We start from the raw sequence: 22,683 nt of genomic DNA on the forward strand, positions 1-22,683 counted from the left end.
TAGATTAATTACAAAATTAAACTATTTGAGATACAGCTTAGGTGCAATATGTCTTAGGAGAAACTTAAAGTTTTTCTCCATCCTAATTTGAAAAGTATTTAGCGCTTTAAAGTGAAATGTGATTTAAATATCCTGCCGTCTTCTAAAAGAACATCAAACCAGTAATCACCAGACGGTAAATTCTCTCCTCTAAATGTACCATCCCATCCCAAGCCTAACGGATTTAGTTCTTTGAGCAATTTACCATACCTGTCAAATACTCTAATGACTGTACCGGGTTGTACCATATCACTTATTCCCTGCACCTGCCAAGTGTCATGGTACCCATCACCGTTAGGTGTAAAATACTTCATAAAACCGATTATGCTAAATTGTTTTTCAACAATTCCGCAACCTTCTTTTGAACGTACATAAACCGTATGAAATCCAGGCAATAAACCGGAAAACTTATTGTCATCTTGATAAGGACCTATAGGATCGTCTAATGTAAATTCATAAGCTCCACTACCGGAAATAGTAATTACAGCTGTATTATTCTCACTAGCGTCTGTTACTACAATATCCTCGATTATGGCTGCTTCTTTACGATCAATTGTAAATGTAAGTTCTCTATAACATCCCGTTAAATCATCGGTTACACGCAATGTATGGTCACCAATTAAATTTGTTTGCAAGTCTGGTGTTGTTTGTCCCTCGGGTAACCAGAGATATGTATAACTTCTTGAAGTATCTAAATTTGAATAATCTGGACTGTAGGTTTGTAATTCTGGGAATAAAGCAACACAATAAAAAGGTTCATCAGGAAGAGTAAAATCAGGTCTTTTATTTGCTTGTAAATCTAGACTACTAATAGCGTAACAATCATTAGCATTTTCTACGCGTGCATAAATAGTTTGAAAATCTTGAGTGGCGTTTGTATATCTAATAGGTAATAGCTCGTTAGGATCTTCTAAAAGAGCTCCACGTTCAGTTAAATAATAAAACACATCTGGAGCACCTGTGCTAGCTCCAATCATTTGTGAATCTGCATCCCTTAAATTAAATTCTGAAAAACCAGTATCACTAAGATCACAATTTTCTAATACTCCTGAAGAGGCTGCGGTACTACTAACACTTAGATTAAGCGCTGCGGCAATTGAACAACCAGCGGGATTAGTAATCTTTGCGTATAGTATTTCTGAAGGAGACTTATTTTCATATCCTATGGGATCAATAGCATTTATTCCTAAAATTGCCTGTGTAAAGCTTGGATGATACGTAATAACTAAATTAGGATCACCGGCCTGAAAAGCTTCGTCTGCCTCAGAAAGATTAAATACACTCAAACCATCTGCATTAGCTGCATCTTCACACTGCACTAATCGAGAGCCCCCATTAGCAACAGGCAAGGCATAATAGGTTACCTCAGCATATCCTATTTTTTCACAACTGCCATCATTTGGATCTAATCTAAATTCATAGTTTTCGGTATAGGGCAAGGAGACACCTGTTTTTTGACTAATATTTAAAAAGAAATTCGTTTCCGAAGGAATCTGTGTTCCATTTAAATACCAGCTATAGGTGGCTCCTGTTACAGCTCCATACTTCAGAGTATAGCTACTTCCTTCACATAATGCGAGTTTTTTAGTATCCTCATTATTTTGAATGATATCTAATTCATTAAATAACGATTGGTTAAATGGAGGTAGCCCCTGATAACTTATACCAGATCCCAGATTAACAGCTTTATCTTTGTAATTGCTCGCAAGACCGGGATTATTGGGATTTTCAATGACTCCCAAATAAGGTAAACCAACATCATAAGCTAAACTCAGCGCTCGATAAATTTTACCATTGGGAGCTAGCTGTAAACTTCCCCTAAAATAACTTTGTTGATCAAGTAGTACTTGGCTACCTGAAATGTTTGAAGCGGCTAAATCATATTGAATTAACGAAGAATAGTGACCACCGGGAAGAGGATCATTATTATTATTGGAACTATTTAAATATAAATAGCTGTTATTAGGTGAAAACTCTACTCCGTAGGCAGCTCTATTACTACCATTTATAGCTAATTGATTCACATTACTGGCAATACCAGTGGCTGGATCAAAATCTGCTAAAAACAAGCCATCCTCCATATTTGCTAGAGCAATTTTTTGACCATCTGGAGAGAACTTTAAATTTCCTCGGTGATCCTCAACCGAAATCCTTAGGTTAGTTTTAACCGGACTTGCTTGTAGACCGCTGCTATTAATTTCATAAGCATATAGAGTGGTCAAAAAATCCTCATTACCACTAGCACTTGAAAATGTCACCATCCAAACGCTGTTTGTAACACAACTTTTAATAACCGCACTTAATTTTTCTGATGAATAATTGAGAAGCTTTCTATTTTTTAAAGTGACCTCTCCCTGCGGATCTGAATTAAAACTAACGACACTATAATTTAAGCCCTCATTAGGATCTGTTTGACGTACACGGGTATCTATTGTAAAAATATAATAGACTCCCGGTGTGTTGGGTTGAGGTATTATAATGGCAGATTGAGTACTTGATGGATTGCCATACAAATTTTCACCATTAGTCATCACCGAATGATCTGACCTATAAACCGTTGTGCCATCTGTATAAAATAACAAAGCGCCATTTTCATCGCTTATTGTGGCGCTTCCTTCTAGAGTCGACAATTTTCCGTTGTTAAGAACTGTCGGAGTAGAACTACTAAAATTAAGACCGGCATTTCCTTCAAAGTACCAATTATTAGCTTGTCCTTGTGCGTGTAGTTTTAAAACTGAGCAGATAAGAAGTAAACAGAAAAATATTCTTTGTAAGGTAGTTTTTTTCAAGAGGCATCAAATTTCGCCTAATTTAGACCATTATCAGCACAAATGAAAAAACTATCGGTAACAGAATAAGAAAAGAGATTAAGTGATGAATTATTACAAATCACGCTTCTTAAGCAAAGCGTAAGCACCATAAATGAATAGGAATATCCATACCAAAACGATGAGAGCTTCATACCAATGTAATGCGTAATCTATTTGTATATCTGCCTGCAGTTGGTTTGCTGCTGCTTCAATAAAATTAAGACGCTGAAAAGGGAGATTAATTAAATTTTTCATTGCCTCTAAAGGGAAAAACTGAACGATACTATCTGCTAATTCAGCACTTCCTTTCCATCTTAAAATACCATAAAAAATATTTTCAAAAATCCACCAGACAAATAGAAAGCCGAGTGCAAATGCAGAACGCTTAACTAATACGCCTAAGAATAAACAAAAAGAAAAGAAACCAACTAATTTTAAAAAATACGCCAATAGAAATTCCATTTCCCGAGTAACGATACTAAACTCGGTATAATCTGAAAATGAGTAACCAAGGATAAGCGTCATTATAAACATAAACAGCGTAGAAAGCAGCGCAAATACGACAACTGTATAGAACTTCGAAAGCATAAATTCTTTCTTGCTCAAGCCGTCGATTAAATTCTGCTTTAACGTACGGTTGCTATATTCATTAGAAATCATAGAAACAATAACAATCGCCAAAAAGAATTTTAAGGTAGATGCCACCCAGGTATTAAAGTGCCAAATAAATGGAAAGTTAAAAATCCCTTGATCTGCAATACGTATCTGTATATCACCCAAATTGAACTCGATAGAAGCGATAAGCGCGATAAATGACAGAATCACAAAGTATGCTATACTCAATACTTTTGAAGATCGACTGTGTTTAAGTTTGTAAAATTCTATTGAAAGTAATCGTAACATCCGGATGTTTAGTTTAGGTTGGCAGTAAGTTGTAAAAATTGTTCTTCAAGACTTTCTTTACGCATTACTAAATGAGAAAGAACGATATTCTTTTGAAATAAGTAACTGTTCAATGCTTCCGCAGAAAGCGGATTTTTCAAGAAGGCAGTGATCAATCCATTTTCTTCTTTTAAAGATGAAAAATCGGGATGTGTTTCTAGTGCTAATATTAAATCTTGTTGGCGTTCACAACGCAACTCAAAGAAGCCGTGACTCGCATTAAGTTCATCTACAGGACCAGAATATAATTTTACACCATTTCTTATAATCACCACGTGGGAGCAAACTTTCTCAACCTCATCGAGCAAATGCGATGCTAATAGAATGGTGGTTCCGCCAGAGGCTATATTTTTTATAATTTCCCGTATTTGATGAATTCCCTGCGGATCTAAACCATTAGTAGGTTCATCAAGAATTAATATTTCGGGATCATTTAATAAGGCAGACGCGATCGCTAATCGCTGCTTCATTCCTAAAGAGAATGTACTGAACTTACTATCTTTTCTATCAAGAAGATGAACAACCTCTAATTTCTCCTCTATTTTTTTTGGATCCACATCTTTAATCGTACAAACCAACTTTAGATTTTGGGCTGCAGTCATATAGGGATAAAAGTTAGGTCGCTCAATTATTGCTCCTACCTTTTTAAGTGCGTTATGTGTGGTATCGCTTCCATCAAACCATTTAAAATCTCCGGAAGTCGCATTAACTACATTGAGAACCATACCTAAGGTTGTGGACTTACCACTACCATTAGGTCCTAAAATTCCGTAGACGTTTCCTTTTTCAATGGTAAAACTCAGATCATTTACAGCTTTTACTTTTCCGTAATGCTTGGTGAGATTTTTAAGGGTAAGAATTGTATCCAAAAGCGTAATTTTAAGATTAGCGTTCTTTAACAAGACGATCTTATACTTGTTTTGTTACAGCTCTTAGTACCTTTGTAAAAATCCCTCTTAGTTATGGAAGACAAATTGATGTCACGTAAAAAACCCACTTACCCTATTAATGATACTCTAAAAGAGTATTTGACTAAATATAATAGGGAAATCAAAATACCGGTATTTTATGAAGACCTACTTCGGTTCTCTGGCGGAATAAATATCTATGATAAAAACGATAATGATACGCTGTGGATAAGCGTTTATTACTCAGAATTTGAACGTGTAGAGTTAGAAGAGAGTTTAAAGAAGGTCTATACTATATTGCATTCCGATGGTAGTGAAAGTATGCTTCCGTTTTTAAAAGTTGCGGCAATTGACTACTGCACTTTTGGCAATTCAAAACCTTTCAGAATAAAAATCAATAATATTTACAATGACAACTACACGTATTTTTATGTAAAAAAAGCAGATGCCAGTCGTGTGTATGGGCTAGATCTCGAGCATATTTTATCTCCTAACCGTATTAACTTCCTGGTTTATAAAGACACATTGATTGAGGAGCATATTGTAGGTATTCCCGGCGATGTCTTTATATCAGAATATTTGGATAAATGTGATGACGTAGGCAAAGCGCAATTAGCAAAGGAATTTGTGAAATTTAATGAGCGTTGTATGATATTACTTCTGGGAGATATGCGTTCCTATAATTATGTAGTAATTCCTACCCACGATTTTGATCATATTAAATATAAAATAAGAGCTATTGACTTTGACCAGCAATGCTTTGAAGGGAATTACAAAGTATACAAACCGCATATTTTTAAGGAGAATTTTAAAATGGTTGAGCTTGTTTCTAGTAGACTTAGAGATAAATCTATAGAGCAATATCGAGAAGAAGAACGTGCTGTACTTGCCAAACGAATTATAACTTCAAAAAACAGATTGAGGAGGTTACTTAAATGTATGAGCCAGGATACCATATCTAGTGAAGAAAATCTACACAACTTACGTGGTCAACTTTATGAGTATACGATGGATATGAAATTTAGACGCGCACAATCTATGGGACAAATTGTAAAAACCGCTCTCGCCTTTGTCAAACGTAATTATGAAGATGTAAGTATGAAACGTATTATGCAGGCACGCTATTAAAAAAAAAACCGGTCTTAAGACCGGTTTTTTTTTGGTTTGAACATTAATAAACTATAGGTTTAAAACGATCTTCTTTTGTGCTATTCTTAGAGAAATTAGCAGCTGTTTCAATAAGAGCCAGATGTGAATATGCCTGCGGAAAATTACCTAAAAGACGTTTTGTTTTGAAGTCTATATCTTCACTAAAGAGTCCAAGATGATTACTATACGATAATAATTGGTCAAAATACTTAATCGCCTTTTCTTCCTCTCCTATTTTATACAAACTATCAATTAGCCAAAAAGTACATATTGTAAACGACGAATTAGGCTCTCCAAAATCGTCATTATTTCTATAGCGATACATTAAACCATCTTTGCACAATTCACGTTCTGTGGCTTGAACAGTTGATATATATCGCGGATCTTTTGCATCTAGAAATCCATATTGCTCCATAAGCAAGGTGGAAGCATCTAAATCTTTTGAACCATATGATTGGGTGTAAGCTTGCTTCTCTTCACTCCACGCGTTCCTACAAATATCATCGTGAATCTCTTTACGTAATTCTTCCCATTCACCCAGATTGCCGCGTTCTAAAACACACGCAATTTTTATTGCGCGGTCGATTGCTACCCAACAAAGTAATTTTGAAAAGGTAAAGTGTCTATCTTCTGTGCGCAATTCCCAAATACCTTTATCGGCTTCTTTCCAGTGTTGTTTGACGATTTTCACAATACCTAAAATTACCATCCACAGTTCTTCGCTATTATCAAGTGTAGTTTCAAACTGAAGAAATTGCTGGTAGATCACTTCCATTAAAATACCATAAATATCATTTTGTCTCTGTATATAAGCCGCATTACCTATACGTACAGGTGATGAGTTTTTATAGCCAGAAAGATGATCTAAAGTTTCTTCGGTTAATGTTTTCTCACCATTAATACCATACATAATTTGCATCTTCTCATCTTTATCTGGTAATGTGTCAATTATAAACTGAAGAAATTTACGTGCAGATTTAGTATGTCCTAAACTTGATATAACCCGTATTACCATAGAGGCATCACGTACCCAACAAAATCTATAATCCCAGTTACGTACTTCTCCTATGGTTTCTGGCAAAGAGGTAGTTGCTGCGGCAAGTACTGCTCCAGATTTTTCATAAGTGAGTGCTTTTAAGGTTAAAGCACTTCGCATAATTTCCTTTTGATATCGGCTGTATTTAGTGGTTTTGTCTGCCCAGTTCATCCAATATACTTTTGTACGCTGAAATTTTAAATAGGCTCGATCCAGAGATTGTTCCATCAATTTCTCGTGATAGGAGATCAGGATATAAATATTAGAAGTAAGGTCTATTTTTTTTCCTTGTAGAACGTCTTCCTTATTTAAATCTGTATAAAGGTATAAGGAATCATACTTTCCTTCTTCAGTATAACTTTCAAGATAATCCTCTTTATTAACCGTAAACGTCTTATTGCGGGCATATTCTAGTTTAGGATCATATTTGCAGATAAATGAAGGCTTACCCTTTACAAGACGCACAAAACGAATGATATCTGGCGGTGCATAAAACTTTCCGTCTGGTTTCTCATAACGCGGCATAAAGTCAAAAACTTCAAACGCATCATTGCCATTATCAAACATGGTGCGTATAATATTTGTATCCCACATATATTTCTGAGTAATTGTATAATCTGCGGAAACTTCAAAACTTTGAAATCCTCCCTTTTCTTCATCGAGCAGTTTTGCAAAGACCGAGGGCGAGTCAAAAATGGGCAAACAACACCAATCTATTGATCCCTTATCAGATATGAGTGCTGCACTTCTACAATTTCCTATGATTCCATAATTCAAATTATCCATAAAGTATTTTAAATTCTAAAGTTCTATTAAACCCGTGGTCTAAAACTTATTGTTTTCCGAAATTTAAGCATTACTAAAAACTTAATCCGCTATCTCCTGATTTTATGAGTAAAACTATCATTATTTCAAATCGGCTTCCATTACAACTACAAATTGAAAATAAAACTGTTCATGCAACTCCTAGTGTAGGTGGTCTGGCGACAGGTATGAAATCTGTTCATAAAGACAGTAATGGCGTTTGGATAGGCTGGACAGGTCTAACCGAAGAAGAAATACCTGCAAATCTCCTCGATGATGTTATTGAGGCGACTATAAAAGAACAATGTATTCCCGTATCTCTAACAAAAGAAGATATAGACGGATTCTATTACGGTTTCTCCAACCGCACTATCTGGCCTTTATTCCATTATTTTATGGAATTTACGGAATTTGAAAAAGAAAGTTGGCAGAGTTATGTTACTGTAAATGAAAAATACGCTGAAGTTGTTCTTGATAATATCGAAGAAGGTGATACCGTGTGGGTTCACGATTACCAACTTATGCTTTTACCGGCACTAATAAAAAAGAAAAGACCAGACGTTCAAATAGGTTTCTTTTTACATATTCCTTTTCCTTCTTATGAAGTATTTCGCACGCTTCCGTGGAGAGAGGAGATCTTGAAAGGTCTATTAGGGTCAGACTTAATAGGTTTTCATACGTATGATTATCAACGTCACTTTTTAAGTTCGGTATCCAGAATTTTAAGACATGAGGTTGGTTTTAATGAGATCACTTTAAAAGATCGCATTGTTACTGCAAACTCCTACCCTATGGGTATCGATTATAACAAATTTGCAAAGGCGGCAGCTAAACACGATGCGACAAAAAATCAATCAGAATTACAAAGAAGACTGGATATTCATATTGATACTACTCCAGATGCAAAAATGATTCTATCTATAGATCGCCTTGATTATAGTAAGGGAATTGCAAATAGATTGCGGGCTTATGAATATTTTCTTGAAAAATACCCGGAGTTCAAAGAGAAAGTTCGTCTCGTTATGCTAGCCGTACCTTCTCGCTCTAATGTTCCTCAATATCAGCTGCTGAAAAAAGAAATTGATGAGCTTGTAGGCCGCATTAACGGAAAGTTCTCAAGTGTAAGCTGGACGCCAATTTGGTATTTCTACAGATCTATGCCTTTTGAAAACCTCATAGACTTGTACACCACGTGCGATATAGCTCTTTTAACGCCCATTCGTGATGGGATGAACTTGGTTGCCAAAGAATATATTGCGACCCGTACAGATGAAACTGGTGTTCTTATTTTAAGTGAAATGGCAGGTGCTGCTCAGGAAATGAGTGAAGCACTTATCATCAATCCAAACAACTTTGAGGAAATTGCTGATACGTTGAAGCAAGCCATTGAAATGCCAAAAGCAGAACAAATTAAGCGCAACAAATTTCTGCAAAAAAGATTACGAAGATATAATGTAGAAAAATGGGCAGATGATTTTATGACCTCATTACAAGACACAAAACACAAGTCAGACATTGTAAAAGCGATTCAAATGACAGAGAAGCAAGAAAGTGAAATGCTAAAAGCTTATAAAAATTCTGAAAAGCGCATATTATTTTTAGATTACGATGGTACACTAAGAGCCTTTGTAAATAATCCTGAAGATGCAAGTCCCGATGAAGAATTACTCGAATTAATAAACACTATTCAAAAGCAGGAAAATACAGAAGTTGTAATCATAAGTGGCCGTGACCGTCATACCTTAGGTTCGTGGTGGCAACAAATCCCAATCACACTAATCGCTGAGCATGGCGTCTGGAAGAGACCTATAGGTGGCGAGTGGGCAGTTACCGAAAATCTAAAAAATGACTGGATGGATACAGTGCGTCCTATTTTAGAAAAATTTGTCGATCGCACGGCAGGTACTTTTATTGAAGAAAAAAATTATTCTTTGGCTTGGCATTATCGCAATGCAGATCCAGATCTTGGTGAAATACGAGCAGGAGAATTATCTTCTGTATTAAAGGAGCTGTCAGCAAATAATGACTTGGGGGTCCTTGACGGAAACAAAGTTCTCGAAATTAAAAACAGCACTATTCATAAAGGAAAAGCTGTTACCAAGCATATATTTGAAAAAGATTATACCTTTCAGTTTGCAATAGGTGATGACTGGACAGATGAATATATGTTCCAGGATTTACCTGATGAAGCTTATACTATTAAGGTAGGCTTACAGAAAACTGCGGCAAAGTTCTATGTTGATGACACAGAACGTGTACGTGATTTACTTAAAAAGTTTGCAGCTCAAGATTAATTTAAAATTCAATTAATTATATGAAATACATTTATTCCCTTGTTTTGGCATTTTGCATCACATCGCTAAGTGCGCAGACTAATGTTCCGTCAGAAACAGATTTACGCATTTATGGAATTATTGATGCCGTATCTGCCACAAACATTGAAAAAGATGTACGTGCACTGGCAGATTTTGGAACGCGTAATACGTTTAGTGATACAGTAAGTGAAACTCGTGGTATAGGTGCGGCGCGCCGTTATATAAAAAACGATTTTGAAAAAACATCAAAAAATTGCGGTTCTTGCCTTGAAGTATTTTATCAGAAAGATCTAGTTACTCCAGATATGGGAAGTCGTATTCCTAAGGAGGCGTATGTAGTAAATGTTGTTGCCATACAACGCGGTACAAAATATCCTAATCGATTTATCATTATGAGTGGAGATATAGATTCTCGCGCTAGTGATACTATGGATTTTGAAACCGATGCTCCAGGTGCTAATGATAATGCCAGCGGAATGGCAGGAACAATGGAGGCTGCTCGTGTCTTATCTAAATATAAATTTGAGAACAGTATTGTTTATGTAGGTTTATCTGGAGAAGAACAAGGTCTGTTTGGTGGTAAGGGTTTAGCTGACTATGCCAAGAAAAATGGCTGGGAGATAATAGGTATTCTTAACAACGATATGATAGGTAATATTGAAGGTGTAGACGGAGTAATAAGCAATCGCGATTTTAGAATTTTTTCAGAACCCGTACCGGCAAACGAGACAGAAAAGCAGCGCAATGCACGTAGATTTTATGGTGGTGAGGTAGATGGCAATTCTCGCCAATTAGCACGCTATGTGCATAAAACTGTTTCTAATTATATGCCAGAAATGAACCCAATGATGATTTATCGTCTTGACCGTTTTGGGAGAGGTGGGCACCATCGACCATTCAACGATTTAGGTTTTGCAGGTATTCGTATTATGGAAGCCCACGAAAATTATACTCAACAGCATCAGAATATCCGCACAGAAAATGGAATTGAATATGGTGATACTGTAGAACACGTGAATTTTCCGTATACAGCTAAACTTACTGCTGTAAATGCAATTAACCTTGCCAGCCTTGCCTGGGCTCCTCCTGCTCCACAAACTGTAGAGATAGGTGGTATTGTAGAGGCAAATGTAAAACTGAAATGGGCCAAAGTCGATGGCGCTGTAGGTTATAAAATTTACTGGAGAGATACTACTTCACCTACCTGGGATCATAATCGATATGTAGGTGATGTTACACAAACAACGCTGGAGGGTATCGTCATTGATAACTCTTTCTTTGGCGTTGCAGCTGTAGGTGCAAATGGTCACGAGAGTCCAGTAGTTTTTCCAAATGCCATAATGAGATAAAGAATAGAACACACCCAAACATAAATTTATTGTGAAAATTCCGGTGGTAAACGCCGGAATTTTCTATATTCAGCAAATAGATTTTCAATTATAATAACTATTACCTTTCATTAATTTAGCTTTTTAAATGTCTCGTATTTCTTATCATTTCCACTGTATTCTGCAAGCAAAACTTAATTTTTTCATTTCCATTTGTATACTTTTTCTCTTAATTAGTAGTTGTGCCAAAGCCCAAATTGCACCGTCACAATATTCAAGAGAAGACATTTTAAAAGGTAGTATTACGCCAGAACGAGAATGGTGGGATGCAATACATTATGATTTAACAATTCAAGTTAAGCCAGAATTAAAATTTATTACAGGAGTCAATAACGTTAGTTACAAAGTCCTAAAGCCGTATCAAATTATTCAAATTGATTTGCAAGAGCCTATGAAATTGCTGGCAGCAGTTCAGGATGGAAAAGAATTATCCTTTAGAAATGAAGGAGCTGCTTATTTTATAAAACTTGACAAAAAGCAGAAGAAAGGAAAGCTTAATGAACTTGTACTGAAATTTGAAGGTAGTCCGGTAGAAGGAAAACGATTACCGTGGGATGGCGGTTGGACCTGGCAAGAAGATGCTAACGGAAAAACCTTTGCCGCAAACGCAAATCAAGGAATTGGTTCTTCTGTGTGGTGGCCTAATAAAGATATTCCCTATGACGAAGTTGATGGCTTAGATTTTCACATTACTGTCCCAAAAGGATTAGTTGCAGTCGGTAATGGTAAATTGGTGGATTCTTCCTCAACTGAAGAAACTACAACGTACAACTGGACAGTTAAAAACCCAATTAATAGCTATGGTATAAGTGCAGACATTGCAGATTATGCTCACTTCTCTGATTCTTATACGGGTGAAAAAGGAACTCTAGATCTTAATTTTTATGTATTAAAAGAAAATCTTGAGAAAGCAAAAGAACAATTCAAACAAGTTCCGCAAATGCTTGAAGCTTTTGAACATTGGTTTGGACCCTACCCATTTTACGAAGATGGGTACAAGCTTGTAGAAGTACCTTATTTAGGAATGGAACATCAGAGCAATGTAACTTATGGAAACGGCTATTCTAATGGTTACCTCGGAAGAGATTTATCTGGTAGTGGCTGGGGATTAAAGTTTGATTACATCATCATTCACGAATCTGGCCACGAGTGGTTTGCGAATAATATTACAAATAAAGATGTGGCAGATATGTGGGTTCACGAAAGTTTTACCACTTATTCAGAAAATCTTTTTGTTGATTATTATTACGGTAAAGAAGCTTCATCAGATTATGTAATTGGTATGCGAGGTTCAATACGTAATGACCGCCCCATTATTGGTACTTATGGTGTAGATCAAGAAGGTAGTGGTGATATGTATTTTAAAGGAGCAAACATTTTGCATACCCTAAGACAACTCATTGAAGACGATGAAAAATGGCGTGAAATATTAAGATGTTTGAATACCGAATTTTATCATCAAACCGTTACTACTTCGCAGGTTGAAAATTTCATAAGTAAAAAAAGTAATATTGACTTATCCCAGTTTTGGGAACAATATCTACGTACCACGATGATTCCTAAGTTAGAATATGTAATCGATGGAAGCACGTTGAAATTCCGTTATACAGACATTGTTGAAGATTTTGATATGCCTGTTCAAGTAAATGTTAATCAAACAACCGAATGGATCTACCCAACTGCAGAATGGAAAACTCAATCATTTGATGCATCTATATCTGACTTTGAAATAGACCGTGATTTTTATATAGAATCTAAAGAAATCAAGTAAAAGTGATAAAATATAAACGCCCACTACTCTATTAAAAAAATGCTGACGAATCGTGCGCTTGTCTTCATAAAATTATATAGATAGAAAATAGCTCGTTTTTATAAAGCATCTTCTGATGTATCCAATATATGCGCGGGGAAGAAGCGGTGCAAGTTGATATTTTTATATTGACTATAAGATTTGAAAATTAGATAAATATAGTCGCAAAAAGTACTGCTACCAACCATATGAAAAGCGTCCGGAGCGCCGTTAATAAACCCTATATTAATCATTTTGATCAAGGAGGATTAATTCATGATACTGTTTATAAATTCTATTTAAACCGCAAAAGAAAAGGTTCATTGAGCACTCTGGATGATGTAGAAAACGGAAGTGTTCCTGACGATCTACAAGCTATTTCAACAGCAATCTTAGAGAATTTTGTCCTTGGCTATCGTAAAAGTTATCTGTAATGGCTTAATCAAAGCATAAGAGAAACAACTAGACAAAAGTGTATCGAACAGATTATTAAGTTGTGTAAGCAAAATAGGAAGCAACAAACTTAAATCAACAAAAAGCCCAATGTATTTTACATTGGGCTTTTATCTAAACAAGCACTAAAATCAACTTTATCTTACTGAAAATTTAAAGCTGGTAGTGGTTCTATACGTTTCTCCTGGTTTTAACAGTGTTGAAGGAAATTCTGGTTGATTAGGTGAATCCGGATAATGCTGCGTTTCTAAACAAAATCCACTTCTCAACGCATAGGTACCTTCTCCTCCTTTCTGAGTTAGAGTTCCGTCTAGAAAGTTCCCTGTATAAAACTGAATTGCAGGCTCTGTCGTCATCACTTCCAGAAATCTTCCGCTACTTGGGTCATATGCGGTAGCTGCTAAATGCATAGCGCCATTCTCGTCATTTAGAATCCAACAATGATCATAACCCTGTCCTTTTTTAAGCTGATCGTTCTCAGCATCAATTTCTGCTCCTATTGGTTTCGCTTCACGAAAATCAAAAGGTGTACCTTCAACAGAACGTAACTCTCCAGTTGGAATTAAAGTCTCATTCACCGGTAAAAATTGATCTGCATTCAGCATTACTTCCGTATCCAATATAGTGTTGTCAAAATCACCAGAAAGATTAAAATAAGTATGTTGCGTGAGGTTTACTACAGTAGGCTTATCTGTTGATGCCTCATAATCAACCTTAAGCGTATTGTCAGCTAGTAGCGTATAAGTCACCATTGTTTCTAAATTACCGGGATAACCCTGATCACCATCAGGACTGGTATAGGTTAACTTTACACCTACATTCTCACCATCTTCGAACTCCTCAGCTGCCCAGACTATTTTATCAAAGCCCTTTCCTCCATGAAGACTGTTAGGACCATCGTTAGTAGGTAATTGATATTCCTCTCCATCAATAGAAAATTGACCTTTTGCAATTCGGTTTCCATAACGACCAATCACGGCTCCAAAAAATGGTGGGTTACCCGATGTATATTCTTCTAGACTATCATGTCCCAAAACTACATCCTTAAAGATGCTGTCTTGACTGGGAACTTTTAAACTGGTAATAATACCACCATAAGTGATAATATTAACTTCCATCCCATTTGCATTTACAAGACTGTATTTTTCAACTGCAATGCTATCTGAAGTCATCCCAAAGTCAGATTTGGTTATAGTCGCTTGAGTCATTTCTTTCAAAACTACGGTTTCTTCTTTCTTAGGCTTATTTTTACAATTCACCAGTGAAAAGGCCATCCCTAATAAAACAGGAACAACTAAAAAATTTCTATTTAATTTCATAATTCGATTATTTAAAACTACATACGATGCTGAAAGATATGATAATAGGCCTCATTAGCATTTATCGTATCCTTAAAATCACGCACTCGGGTTTGATCGTCGATCACAAGCAATTCGATACCTGCGATGTCTGCAAAATCTTCCATAAACTCTGTTGTTACTGCCTGACTATAAACCGTATGGTGTGCCCCTCCTGCAAGAATCCAGCTGGTCGCCGCGATATCAAGACTGGGTTTACAATCCCATAGTACACGTGCGACAGGAAGATTAGGCAAATCTGCTTCAGGCTTAATAGCTTCTACTTCATTAACGATTAAACGAAAACGATTACCCATATCAACTAAAGAAGCATTGATCGCCGGACCTGCAGGTGAGTTAAACACCAAACGTGCCGGATCTTCTTTACCGCCAATTCCTAGTGGATGTACTTCACATTTAGGTATAGCATCTGCAATAGACGGACAAATTTCAAGCATATGTGAACCTAAAACGTAAGAGCCTTGTGGTGTGAAATGATAAGTATAGTCTTCCATAAATGAAGTTCCACCTTCAAGACCAATGGCCATAACTTTCATAGCACGGGTCAAAGCTGCCGTCTTCCAGTCACCTTCTCCACCAAAACCGTAACCATCAGCCATAAGGCGTTGCGTTGCGATTCCTGGTAATTGTTTGAGTTCACCAAGATTTTCAAAGGTATCTGTAAATGCGCCAAAACCACCTTCCTCTAAAAAGGCTCTTAAGCCTAATTCAATTTTTGCAGCATCTATTAGAGACTGGCGTTTTGCTCCACCTTCTTTTATAGAATCATTAAGCACATATTCGGTTTCATATGTTTTCAATAAAGCATCCAGATCTTCCTGTTTGATCTCTTTGATCTTATTGACAATATCAGATGAATCAAAACCATTTACTGTAAATCCAAAACGCATTTGTGCTTCTACTTTATCGCCTTCTGTTACTGCAACCTCTCGCATATTATCACCTATACGAGCTACTTTAAGATTTTGAAATTCATTCCACCCCAAAGCAACGCGTGTAAATACCCCAAGTTTGTTCTGTACGCGTTTATCGCCCCAATGTCCTACAATTACTTTTCGTTTCTTACGCATACGAGACATCATAAAACCAAATTCACGATCACCGTGGGCAGATTGATTTAAATTCATAAAATCCATATCAATCTCGCCCCAAGGAATCTCCGCATTAAATTGTGTGTGTAAATGGCAGATAGGTTTTTGAAGAATATTTAAACCTTTAATCCACATTTTCGCTGGTGAAAATGTATGCATCCATAATATTAAACCGATGCAATTTTTAGTGCTGTTAGCTTGCAGACATAAATCTGCAATCTCATTAGGGGTCTTTACTAGATCTTTATAGACGATATTAACGGGAATAGCCGAAGAATCGTTAAGCCTATTAGTAATTTCCTGCGAATGGGTAGCAACTTGTTTAAGTGTTTCTTCGCCATATAAATGTTGGGTTCCTGTAACAAACCAAACCTCGTATTGGTCAATGTTGTAATTCATAGAATCTTGTAATCAATTATGTTAATTATAATGTTTAAGAGAAATACGTATAGATCGCAACTACAGCGATACAAATAAATACTCCAGCCGGTTTCAGATGTTTCCAAGGTGTGATATCTACCTGACGGGTGTATTCTTCCGTATAGTTGGTCTCCCGAGGGAAGAACTTACTAACGCTAAATAAAATGATTAATACTAGTCCGAAAATAATTCCCATAATATGCAAGAAACTTGGAAAGGCTTCTTTTGCTATTTGTACGAGTTCTGAAGCATCGGTTACGCCTCCTACTTCTGCCGCAGCAACCGCATTACCAGTAATAATAGGCTTAATGATGTATAGTGTTATTAGATAAGTTACAACAGCAAAAACTATTGCGATGTTTGCCGCTTTGCCTGAAACACGCTTAGAAAAATAGCCTACTAAGATTATGGCAAGAATAGGCACACTAAAAGAGCCGTTAAGTTCTTGTAAATAGTTGAAAATACCTCCCTCTACTCCGTATAACAGGGGCGCGATTGCCATAGAAAAAATCGCAAGGAAAATACCGAAAGTTTTACCGGCACGTACCACTTGCTTTTCTGATGCATTATTATTAAAATATTGTTTGTATAAATCAAGACCAAATAAAGTGACTGATGAGTTAAGTGCAGAGTTAAAAGAACTTAAAATCGCACCAAACAAAACAGCAGCAAAAAAACCAACAAATGCTGTAGGTAATACAGCCTTTACAAGCATTGGATATGCTTCATCGGCATTGGCAAGGTCACCATTAAAATATTGAAAGGCAATAATACCTGGAAGTACCACAATAATAGGACCTAAAATTTTTATAACTGCTGCAAGACATAAACCCTTTTGACCTTCAGCAAGGTTCTTTGCTCCTAATGCTCGCTGAATAATCGCTTGATTAGTTCCCCAATAGTAAAAGTTCACAATAAGCATTCCAGTAAATAAAGTCGTCCACGGCACTGAAGAATCTGGTCCTCCCAAAATATCAAACTTTTCTGGAAGGTTTGTAGTAAGAACATTCATTCCTTCGATTACGCTACCATCACCTACAGCCATCAAACCAAATATAGGAATCAATAATCCTCCTATTATAAGACCTACAGCATTTATAGAGTCTGAAACTGCAACTGCTTTCAACCCTCCAAAAATCGCATAGATAGATCCGATGATTCCTATTCCCCAAACCGTAAACCAAAGTGCAGATTCGGGAGCAAGTCCTATGCGCTCTGGAATATCAAACATAGTGTTAATAGCTAAAGCACCAGAGTATAAAACTGTTGGAAGCATTGAAATCGCATATGCCATTAAAAATAAAATGGACACAATCGTTTTCGTAAGTTTTCCGTAACGTTTCTCTAAAAATTGAGGAATCGTGGAAATACCTCCTTTTAAATATTTTGGAAGCAATACAAAAGCCGTAAATACCATCGCTATAGCAGCCACAATTTCATAAGCCGCGATAAGAATTCCTTCACTAAAGCCTACTCCATTTGTACCAATAATTTGTTCAGTCGATAGATTGGTTAATAACAGTGAGCCTGCAATTACAGGTCCTGTTAAACTGCGCCCCCCCAAGAAATATCCGTCAGAAGTGGTCTCATCTGTGGTGCGAGAGGCGAAATACGAAATAATTGCTACCAGAAGTGTGAATGCGGCAAAAGTGATTAATCCCATAATATTAAAAGGTAATTGATTAGTTTATAAATTAACAGCCCTGACCATAGTACGCGTCTTTACCATGTTTACGTTCATAATGCTTTTTGATTAAAGATTCTTTAAGTCGTGGGGCGCTGGGATTAATCTGAAGTGTTAAATGCGCCATACGGGCTACTTCTTCTAAAACTTTACTATTATAGACCGCCTTTGCAGCTGTTTCTCCCCATGCAAATGGACCATGATTCCCCAAAAGTACCATATGTACTTCTTTATAATTTAAGCCTTTGTCTTTAAAACAATCTAAAATCTGTATTCCCGTATTGTGCTCATAGTTACCAGCAATAAGGTCATCGTGCATAGGAGGCGCACAGGGTATATCTGCCGTCAAATGATCGGCATGTGTGGTTCCAAAAATAGGAATGTCCATCTGTGCCTGGGCCCAAGCTACCGAATAGGTCGCGTGCGTGTGTGCGATACCGCCTACATCTTCCCAATGCTTATATAAATACGCGTGTGTTTTTGTATCTGAAGAAGGACGCTTATCGCCTTCTACAATGTTGTTATCATAATCAACGATAACAATATCTTCCGGTTTTAGGGTTTCGTATGGCACACCGCTAGGTTTGATTGCAAATACGCCATTTTTACGATCTACCGCGCTTACGTTACCAAAAGTGTAAACAACCAGACCTAAAGCGTCTAGCTCCATATTAGCTTCGTAGCATTCTTCCTTTAAAGATTTATACATGTTCTTTGATGTTCTTTTTCGGTTTGATAATATGTTTCTCAACAAAGTCACTTAAAACTTCATAGCGTTGCATCAACGCAGCATATTCAGCTAGATGTTCTTCCTGCGGAAAATATTCTGCCTCATAATCACTGCCCAAAGTTTTGCTGGCTTCAATAACATTAGGATAAATACCTGCCGCTACCGCAGCGTAAACAGCCGCTCCTAAAGCCGGTGCTTGATCTGAAGCTGCAACTTTGATAGGTACATTGAGTGTATTTGCCAGTGACTGCATAATAAATTTAGACTTACGCGCTACACCACCAATACCTACAACGGTTTTGATCTCGATGCCTTCATCCTCAAAACGGTCTAAGATTTTTTTAGAACCAAAACAAATTGCATTTACTAATGCTTTAAAAATATGCGGAGCACGGGTTCCCATATTCAAATTGGTCATTGCAGCTTCCAGTTCCTGATTTGCATCAGGAGTACGTCTTCCGTTGATCCAATCTAGTGCGACCGGGATCGCTTCATTATGCGGAATAGCCTCAGCAGCATCAGATAATTTTCTAATAAAATCTGATTCTATTTCAGCTTTCAATTTTTCTTTTTGTTCTTCGGAAAGAATATCTGAAGAAAGCACGAGATTATTCAAAGGCCAACTCAGCACGTCTTTAAACCAAGCGAGCAAATCTCCAAAGGCAGACTGACCCGCTTCAAGTCCCACAAGACCCGGAATCACCGAACCGTCTACTTGACCGCAAATACCGCGCACGGTTTTATTTGCCGTAACCTCAGGTGCAGAGACACTAATATCACAGGTAGATGTACCCATTACACGAACCAAAGTGTGCTCTTCTACTTTTGCTCCTACCGCGCCTGCGTGCGCATCAAAAGTACCAACTGCTATAACCGTATCTGTAGTCAGGCCTAATTTCTCAGCCCAAGCAGCACTCAACTTACCGGCTACTTCGTCTGAAGTATAGGTTTCGACGTAAAGTCGGTCTCTTAATTGTGCCAAATACGGATCTAGCTTTTCTAAAAAATCTTCAGGAGGAAGTCCATTCCAGCTCTCGTGCCACATCGCTTTGTGACCGGCGGCACAACGACTGCGTTTAAAATCTTCTAGAGCTACGTTGTCAAGCAGAGCGTATGTAATCCAATCACAATGCTCCATCCACGAATGTGCAGCTTGCTTAACCTGCTCATCTTCCCGAACTACGTGTAGAATTTTAGCCCAAAACCATTCTGAAGAATATATTCCTCCTTCATATTTTGTAAAGTCTTCCCCACCCCAAGTACGCGCCAAGTGATTGATCTCATTGGCTTCAGCGATTGCGGTATGATCTTTCCATAAGACCATCATTGCGTTAGGGTTATTTTCAAAATCTTGGGTAAGTGAAAGTGGAATACCTTTTATAGTTACAGGAATAGGTGATGAACCTGTAGTATCTATACAGATTCCTTTTATAGATGCAGCGGGAACACCACTTCTAGAAACTACAGCCTTTATAGTGTGCTCCAAACCCTCTAAGTGATCTAATGGATGCTGGCGAAAACGATTTTCTGAAGCCTCACAAAATAGACGTTCTTTCCAACGTCTGTAATAACTTACCTCTGTTTCAATTTCCTGACCATTTGATGTATCAATGAGAACTGCTCTTACAGAATCTGAACCGTAGTCCAGCCCTATTACATATTCTTTCATAAACTAAAATGATATTACCTAACAAATCTACTATAATCTAATCTAAAAATGTAAAAATGACACTTAATATTTTATATATATTTTAAGGCTATTTATTTAATGGGTATTCTTATGATATTTAATGAATAGGCTGCTGTCTTATAGGACGCAACATTGCCTTTTACTTTAATTTCTTCAGAAACCGGATAGATTTTATCTTGTGATTCAAAAGAATTTTCTTGTGAAAGATTCTCGTCTTTAAGAACCACAACCTTTCCGTTACCCTTGATTTTTTTTCCTTTAAAATTTAGAGAAACCTCCTGAGCATCGCTAGATGTATTCACCACCTTTACAATAACTTCACCAGTCTTAGAGTCTAAAGTTGCAGATGCATAGAGGTCATGTTGACCTACTAATGTCTCTCCATCCTGAGTTACTGAAATCAGATCGGTTCCTTTATTAGTTGAATATAATTTCTGTACATAATAATTAGGTGTACCGTACGATTCCAGATTGTTGAACCAGATCATATCTGGTGTCCACTGCCACCCGTCTTCGTGTGCCATTAGTGGCGCGTAAGACGTAAGTTGAACCACCTCAGCATTACGTTCTAAACCAGTCATAAAAGCAGCTTCAGCAAGTGCGGTATCCCAATTGTTTTTATTTTCCGGACTTGCAATAGCAACACTTTGGGCCGCATACTCTCCTGCAAATATTTTTGGTCCATTACGATCGTAGCTGTCGTAACGTGTTGCATTTTCTTTAAACCACTCGGGACTTCTGTAGTAATGCTCATCGATGATCTCTGCTCCAATGGCTTTCAATTCTTTCATACCATACTCAAAATAGTCCCCGTCAGGAAAAGGCCCACTTCCTGAAACAATTATAATCTCCGGATATTTTTCAGAAATGGCTTCATTGAACACTTTGTATCGCTTAATATACTCCGGTCCCCACTGCTCATTACCAACTCCAATAAATTTCATATTGAAAGGCTCAGGATGTCCCATATCTGCACGTACTTTACCCCAAGGTGTTGTGATATCTCCATTTGCAAACTCGATCAAGTCAAGCGCATCCTGTACATAAGGATCCAGTTCATCCATCGGCACTAATTCTCCAGTATTGAATTGACAAGCGATCCCACAACTTAAAATTGGAAGCGGCTCCGCGCCTAAATCTTCAGAAAGCTGAAAATATTCGAAAAACCCTAAACCGAAAGATTGGTAATAATCTGGTGTTAATCGATGATCAAACTCTGTATTCCACCGATTTACTAAACTTGGGCGTTCTTCAACAGGACCTACGGTTTTTTTCCATTGGTAGCGACGCGCCAACGTTCGACCTTCTACAATACAACCGCCGGGAAATCTTAAAAACCCGGGATCCAGATCATACAATAATTGAACAAGATCTTTACGCAAACCATTCTCGCGACCATTCCAAGTATCAGTAGGAAATAAAGAAACCATATCCAGCCCTAATTCTCCGGTTCCTTCAAAGGTTAGTTTTAAAGAACCTTTCATAACAGTTTTATTCGGAATGAATTCTGCTTTGTAATTTTTCCATTCTGAACCAGAAACCGGCACCGAAACCTCAGCAATTGACGTTCCTTCTTCATCTAAAAGTTCTGCTTTTATTGCTGAAACTGCACCTTCCATTAGTTTGGCGTCAAAAGTAAAGCGATAGGTGTCTCCTGCTTTGATTCCCATACCTCGGAAGCCTTCATTGTGCAATTCATAGCCTTCTGCATTTTTAACCTGAACTTTGATGAAATTTAAATTTCCTTCTCCTTCAAAATATTTTACAGGCAATGCAAAACCCGATTCATTATTATACGAGTGTCTATTACTATTGGGCTGGGACCATCCCATCATAGGGATCGTAAACTCAAATGAACGGTTTTTAACCATCTCGGCATATAAACCACCATCGGCCGCAAAGTTAATATCTTCAAAAAAAACACCGTACATCGTAGGTTGTATGGGTGCAATCGTTTTGCTCATATCTACCATTAATTCTTGCTGTGCAAAAAGGGCATTACCTGCCAAGAAAGTACCGGCTAGCACAGCAGCAAGACCTGCTTTTTTAAGTGTTTGTGTGATCATTTTATACGTGT

Annotated in this window: 15 protein-coding genes; 5 read left to right on the top strand and 10 right to left on the bottom strand. The window is 37.2% G+C overall.

The annotated features are described in order from the left end of the window. Positions 1 to 98: 98 nt before the first annotated feature. The 3 genes from ABVM53_RS00815 to ABVM53_RS00825 all read right to left on the bottom strand — a co-directional run bounded on the left by ABVM53_RS00815 (position 99) and on the right by ABVM53_RS00825 (position 4,660). Positions 99 to 2,828, bottom strand: a complete 2,730-nt coding sequence (locus ABVM53_RS00815; protein WP_405328342.1) for a T9SS type B sorting domain-containing protein — start codon at positions 2,826 to 2,828, stop codon at positions 99 to 101. A gap of 93 nt (positions 2,829 to 2,921) precedes the next feature. Continuing rightward, entirely contained in the window at positions 2,922 to 3,752 is an 831-nt protein-coding gene (locus tag ABVM53_RS00820) for an ABC transporter permease (protein ID WP_128758650.1), read from the bottom strand. Between the two features lie 8 nt (positions 3,753 to 3,760). Further along, positions 3,761 to 4,660 carry an ABC transporter ATP-binding protein gene (locus tag ABVM53_RS00825; RefSeq protein ID WP_371457391.1) on the bottom strand — a complete coding sequence of 300 codons (900 nt, stop codon included), beginning with the start codon at positions 4,658 to 4,660 and terminating at the stop codon, positions 3,761 to 3,763. A gap of 93 nt (positions 4,661 to 4,753) precedes the next feature. On the opposite strand from ABVM53_RS00825, the gene ABVM53_RS00830 reads away from it, so the two are divergent. After that, on the top strand, positions 4,754 to 5,827 hold the full coding sequence (locus ABVM53_RS00830; RefSeq protein WP_371457390.1) for a hypothetical protein: 1,074 nt from the start codon (positions 4,754 to 4,756) through the stop codon (positions 5,825 to 5,827). A 43-nt stretch (positions 5,828 to 5,870) separates the two neighbouring features. Here ABVM53_RS00830 and ABVM53_RS00835 read toward each other — a convergent pair whose 3' ends face one another. Next, positions 5,871 to 7,670: a glycoside hydrolase family 15 protein gene (locus ABVM53_RS00835; RefSeq protein WP_405328347.1), complete on the bottom strand. Its 1,800-nt coding sequence runs from the start codon at positions 7,668 to 7,670 to the stop codon at positions 5,871 to 5,873. 104 nt (positions 7,671 to 7,774) lie between these two features. Here ABVM53_RS00835 and ABVM53_RS00840 point away from each other — a divergent pair, with 104 nt between their 5' ends. From ABVM53_RS00840 to ABVM53_RS00855, 4 genes are all read left to right on the top strand, one after another. After that, on the top strand, positions 7,775 to 9,982 hold the full coding sequence (locus ABVM53_RS00840) for a bifunctional alpha,alpha-trehalose-phosphate synthase (UDP-forming)/trehalose-phosphatase (RefSeq protein WP_405328350.1): 2,208 nt from the start codon (positions 7,775 to 7,777) through the stop codon (positions 9,980 to 9,982). Positions 9,983 to 10,002: 20 nt separating this feature from the next. Next, positions 10,003 to 11,352, top strand: coding sequence for a M28 family peptidase (locus ABVM53_RS00845; RefSeq protein WP_405328353.1), 1,350 nt, complete (start codon positions 10,003 to 10,005; stop codon positions 11,350 to 11,352). Positions 11,353 to 11,479: 127 nt separating this feature from the next. Beyond that, a complete protein-coding gene (locus ABVM53_RS00850) occupies positions 11,480 to 13,162 on the top strand; it encodes a M1 family metallopeptidase (protein WP_405328356.1) in 1,683 nt (560 codons plus the stop codon). Positions 13,163 to 13,389: 227 nt separating this feature from the next. Continuing rightward, the gene (locus ABVM53_RS00855; protein ID WP_405328359.1) at positions 13,390 to 13,614 is read left to right on the top strand and encodes a hypothetical protein; all 225 of its coding nucleotides are present in this window, start codon (positions 13,390 to 13,392) and stop codon (positions 13,612 to 13,614) included. A 156-nt stretch (positions 13,615 to 13,770) separates the two neighbouring features. Here ABVM53_RS00855 and ABVM53_RS00860 read toward each other — a convergent pair whose 3' ends face one another. The 6 genes from ABVM53_RS00860 to ABVM53_RS00885 all read right to left on the bottom strand — a co-directional run bounded on the left by ABVM53_RS00860 (position 13,771) and on the right by ABVM53_RS00885 (position 22,672). Continuing rightward, on the bottom strand, positions 13,771 to 14,952 hold the full coding sequence (locus ABVM53_RS00860) for an aldose epimerase family protein (protein ID WP_405328362.1): 1,182 nt from the start codon (positions 14,950 to 14,952) through the stop codon (positions 13,771 to 13,773). A 17-nt stretch (positions 14,953 to 14,969) separates the two neighbouring features. Then, a complete protein-coding gene (araA, locus tag ABVM53_RS00865) occupies positions 14,970 to 16,481 on the bottom strand; it encodes an L-arabinose isomerase (RefSeq protein WP_405328365.1) in 1,512 nt (503 codons plus the stop codon). 34 nt (positions 16,482 to 16,515) lie between these two features. Further along, positions 16,516 to 18,165, bottom strand: a complete 1,650-nt coding sequence (locus ABVM53_RS00870) for a solute:sodium symporter family transporter (protein ID WP_405328368.1) — start codon at positions 18,163 to 18,165, stop codon at positions 16,516 to 16,518. 31 nt (positions 18,166 to 18,196) lie between these two features. After that, positions 18,197 to 18,895, bottom strand: coding sequence for an L-ribulose-5-phosphate 4-epimerase (locus ABVM53_RS00875; RefSeq protein WP_405328371.1), 699 nt, complete (start codon positions 18,893 to 18,895; stop codon positions 18,197 to 18,199). Further along, the gene (locus ABVM53_RS00880; protein ID WP_405328374.1) at positions 18,888 to 20,585 is read right to left on the bottom strand and encodes a ribulokinase; all 1,698 of its coding nucleotides are present in this window, start codon (positions 20,583 to 20,585) and stop codon (positions 18,888 to 18,890) included. Before ABVM53_RS00880 ends, ABVM53_RS00875 begins: the two co-directional genes overlap by 8 nt. A 92-nt stretch (positions 20,586 to 20,677) precedes the next feature. Then, entirely contained in the window at positions 20,678 to 22,672 is a 1,995-nt protein-coding gene (locus ABVM53_RS00885; RefSeq protein ID WP_405328377.1) for an alpha-L-arabinofuranosidase C-terminal domain-containing protein, read from the bottom strand. Positions 22,673 to 22,683 lie beyond the last annotated feature (11 nt).

The sequence above is a fragment of the Leeuwenhoekiella sp. LLG6367-2.1 genome, assembly GCF_045055775.1.
Lineage (GTDB): Bacteria > Bacteroidota > Bacteroidia > Flavobacteriales > Flavobacteriaceae > Leeuwenhoekiella > Leeuwenhoekiella aequorea.

Coding starts and splice junctions, on each gene's coding strand:
- ABVM53_RS00830 (WP_371457390.1), top strand. CDS start 4,754: ATGGAAGACAAATTGATGTCACGTAAAAAACCCACTTACCCTATTAAT.
- ABVM53_RS00835 (WP_405328347.1), bottom strand. CDS start 7,670: ATGGATAATTTGAATTATGGAATCATAGGAAATTGTAGAAGTGCAGCA.
- ABVM53_RS00820 (WP_128758650.1), bottom strand. CDS start 3,752: ATGTTACGATTACTTTCAATAGAATTTTACAAACTTAAACACAGTCGA.
- ABVM53_RS00840 (WP_405328350.1), top strand. CDS start 7,775: ATGAGTAAAACTATCATTATTTCAAATCGGCTTCCATTACAACTACAA.
- ABVM53_RS00850 (WP_405328356.1), top strand. CDS start 11,480: ATGTCTCGTATTTCTTATCATTTCCACTGTATTCTGCAAGCAAAACTT.
- ABVM53_RS00870 (WP_405328368.1), bottom strand. CDS start 18,165: ATGGGATTAATCACTTTTGCCGCATTCACACTTCTGGTAGCAATTATT.
- ABVM53_RS00885 (WP_405328377.1), bottom strand. CDS start 22,672: ATGATCACACAAACACTTAAAAAAGCAGGTCTTGCTGCTGTGCTAGCC.
- ABVM53_RS00845 (WP_405328353.1), top strand. CDS start 10,003: ATGAAATACATTTATTCCCTTGTTTTGGCATTTTGCATCACATCGCTA.
- ABVM53_RS00875 (WP_405328371.1), bottom strand. CDS start 18,895: ATGTATAAATCTTTAAAGGAAGAATGCTACGAAGCTAATATGGAGCTA.
- ABVM53_RS00860 (WP_405328362.1), bottom strand. CDS start 14,952: ATGAAATTAAATAGAAATTTTTTAGTTGTTCCTGTTTTATTAGGGATG.
- araA (WP_405328365.1), bottom strand. CDS start 16,481: ATGAATTACAACATTGACCAATACGAGGTTTGGTTTGTTACAGGAACC.
- ABVM53_RS00855 (WP_405328359.1), top strand. CDS start 13,390: ATGAAAAGCGTCCGGAGCGCCGTTAATAAACCCTATATTAATCATTTT.
- ABVM53_RS00880 (WP_405328374.1), bottom strand. CDS start 20,585: ATGAAAGAATATGTAATAGGGCTGGACTACGGTTCAGATTCTGTAAGA.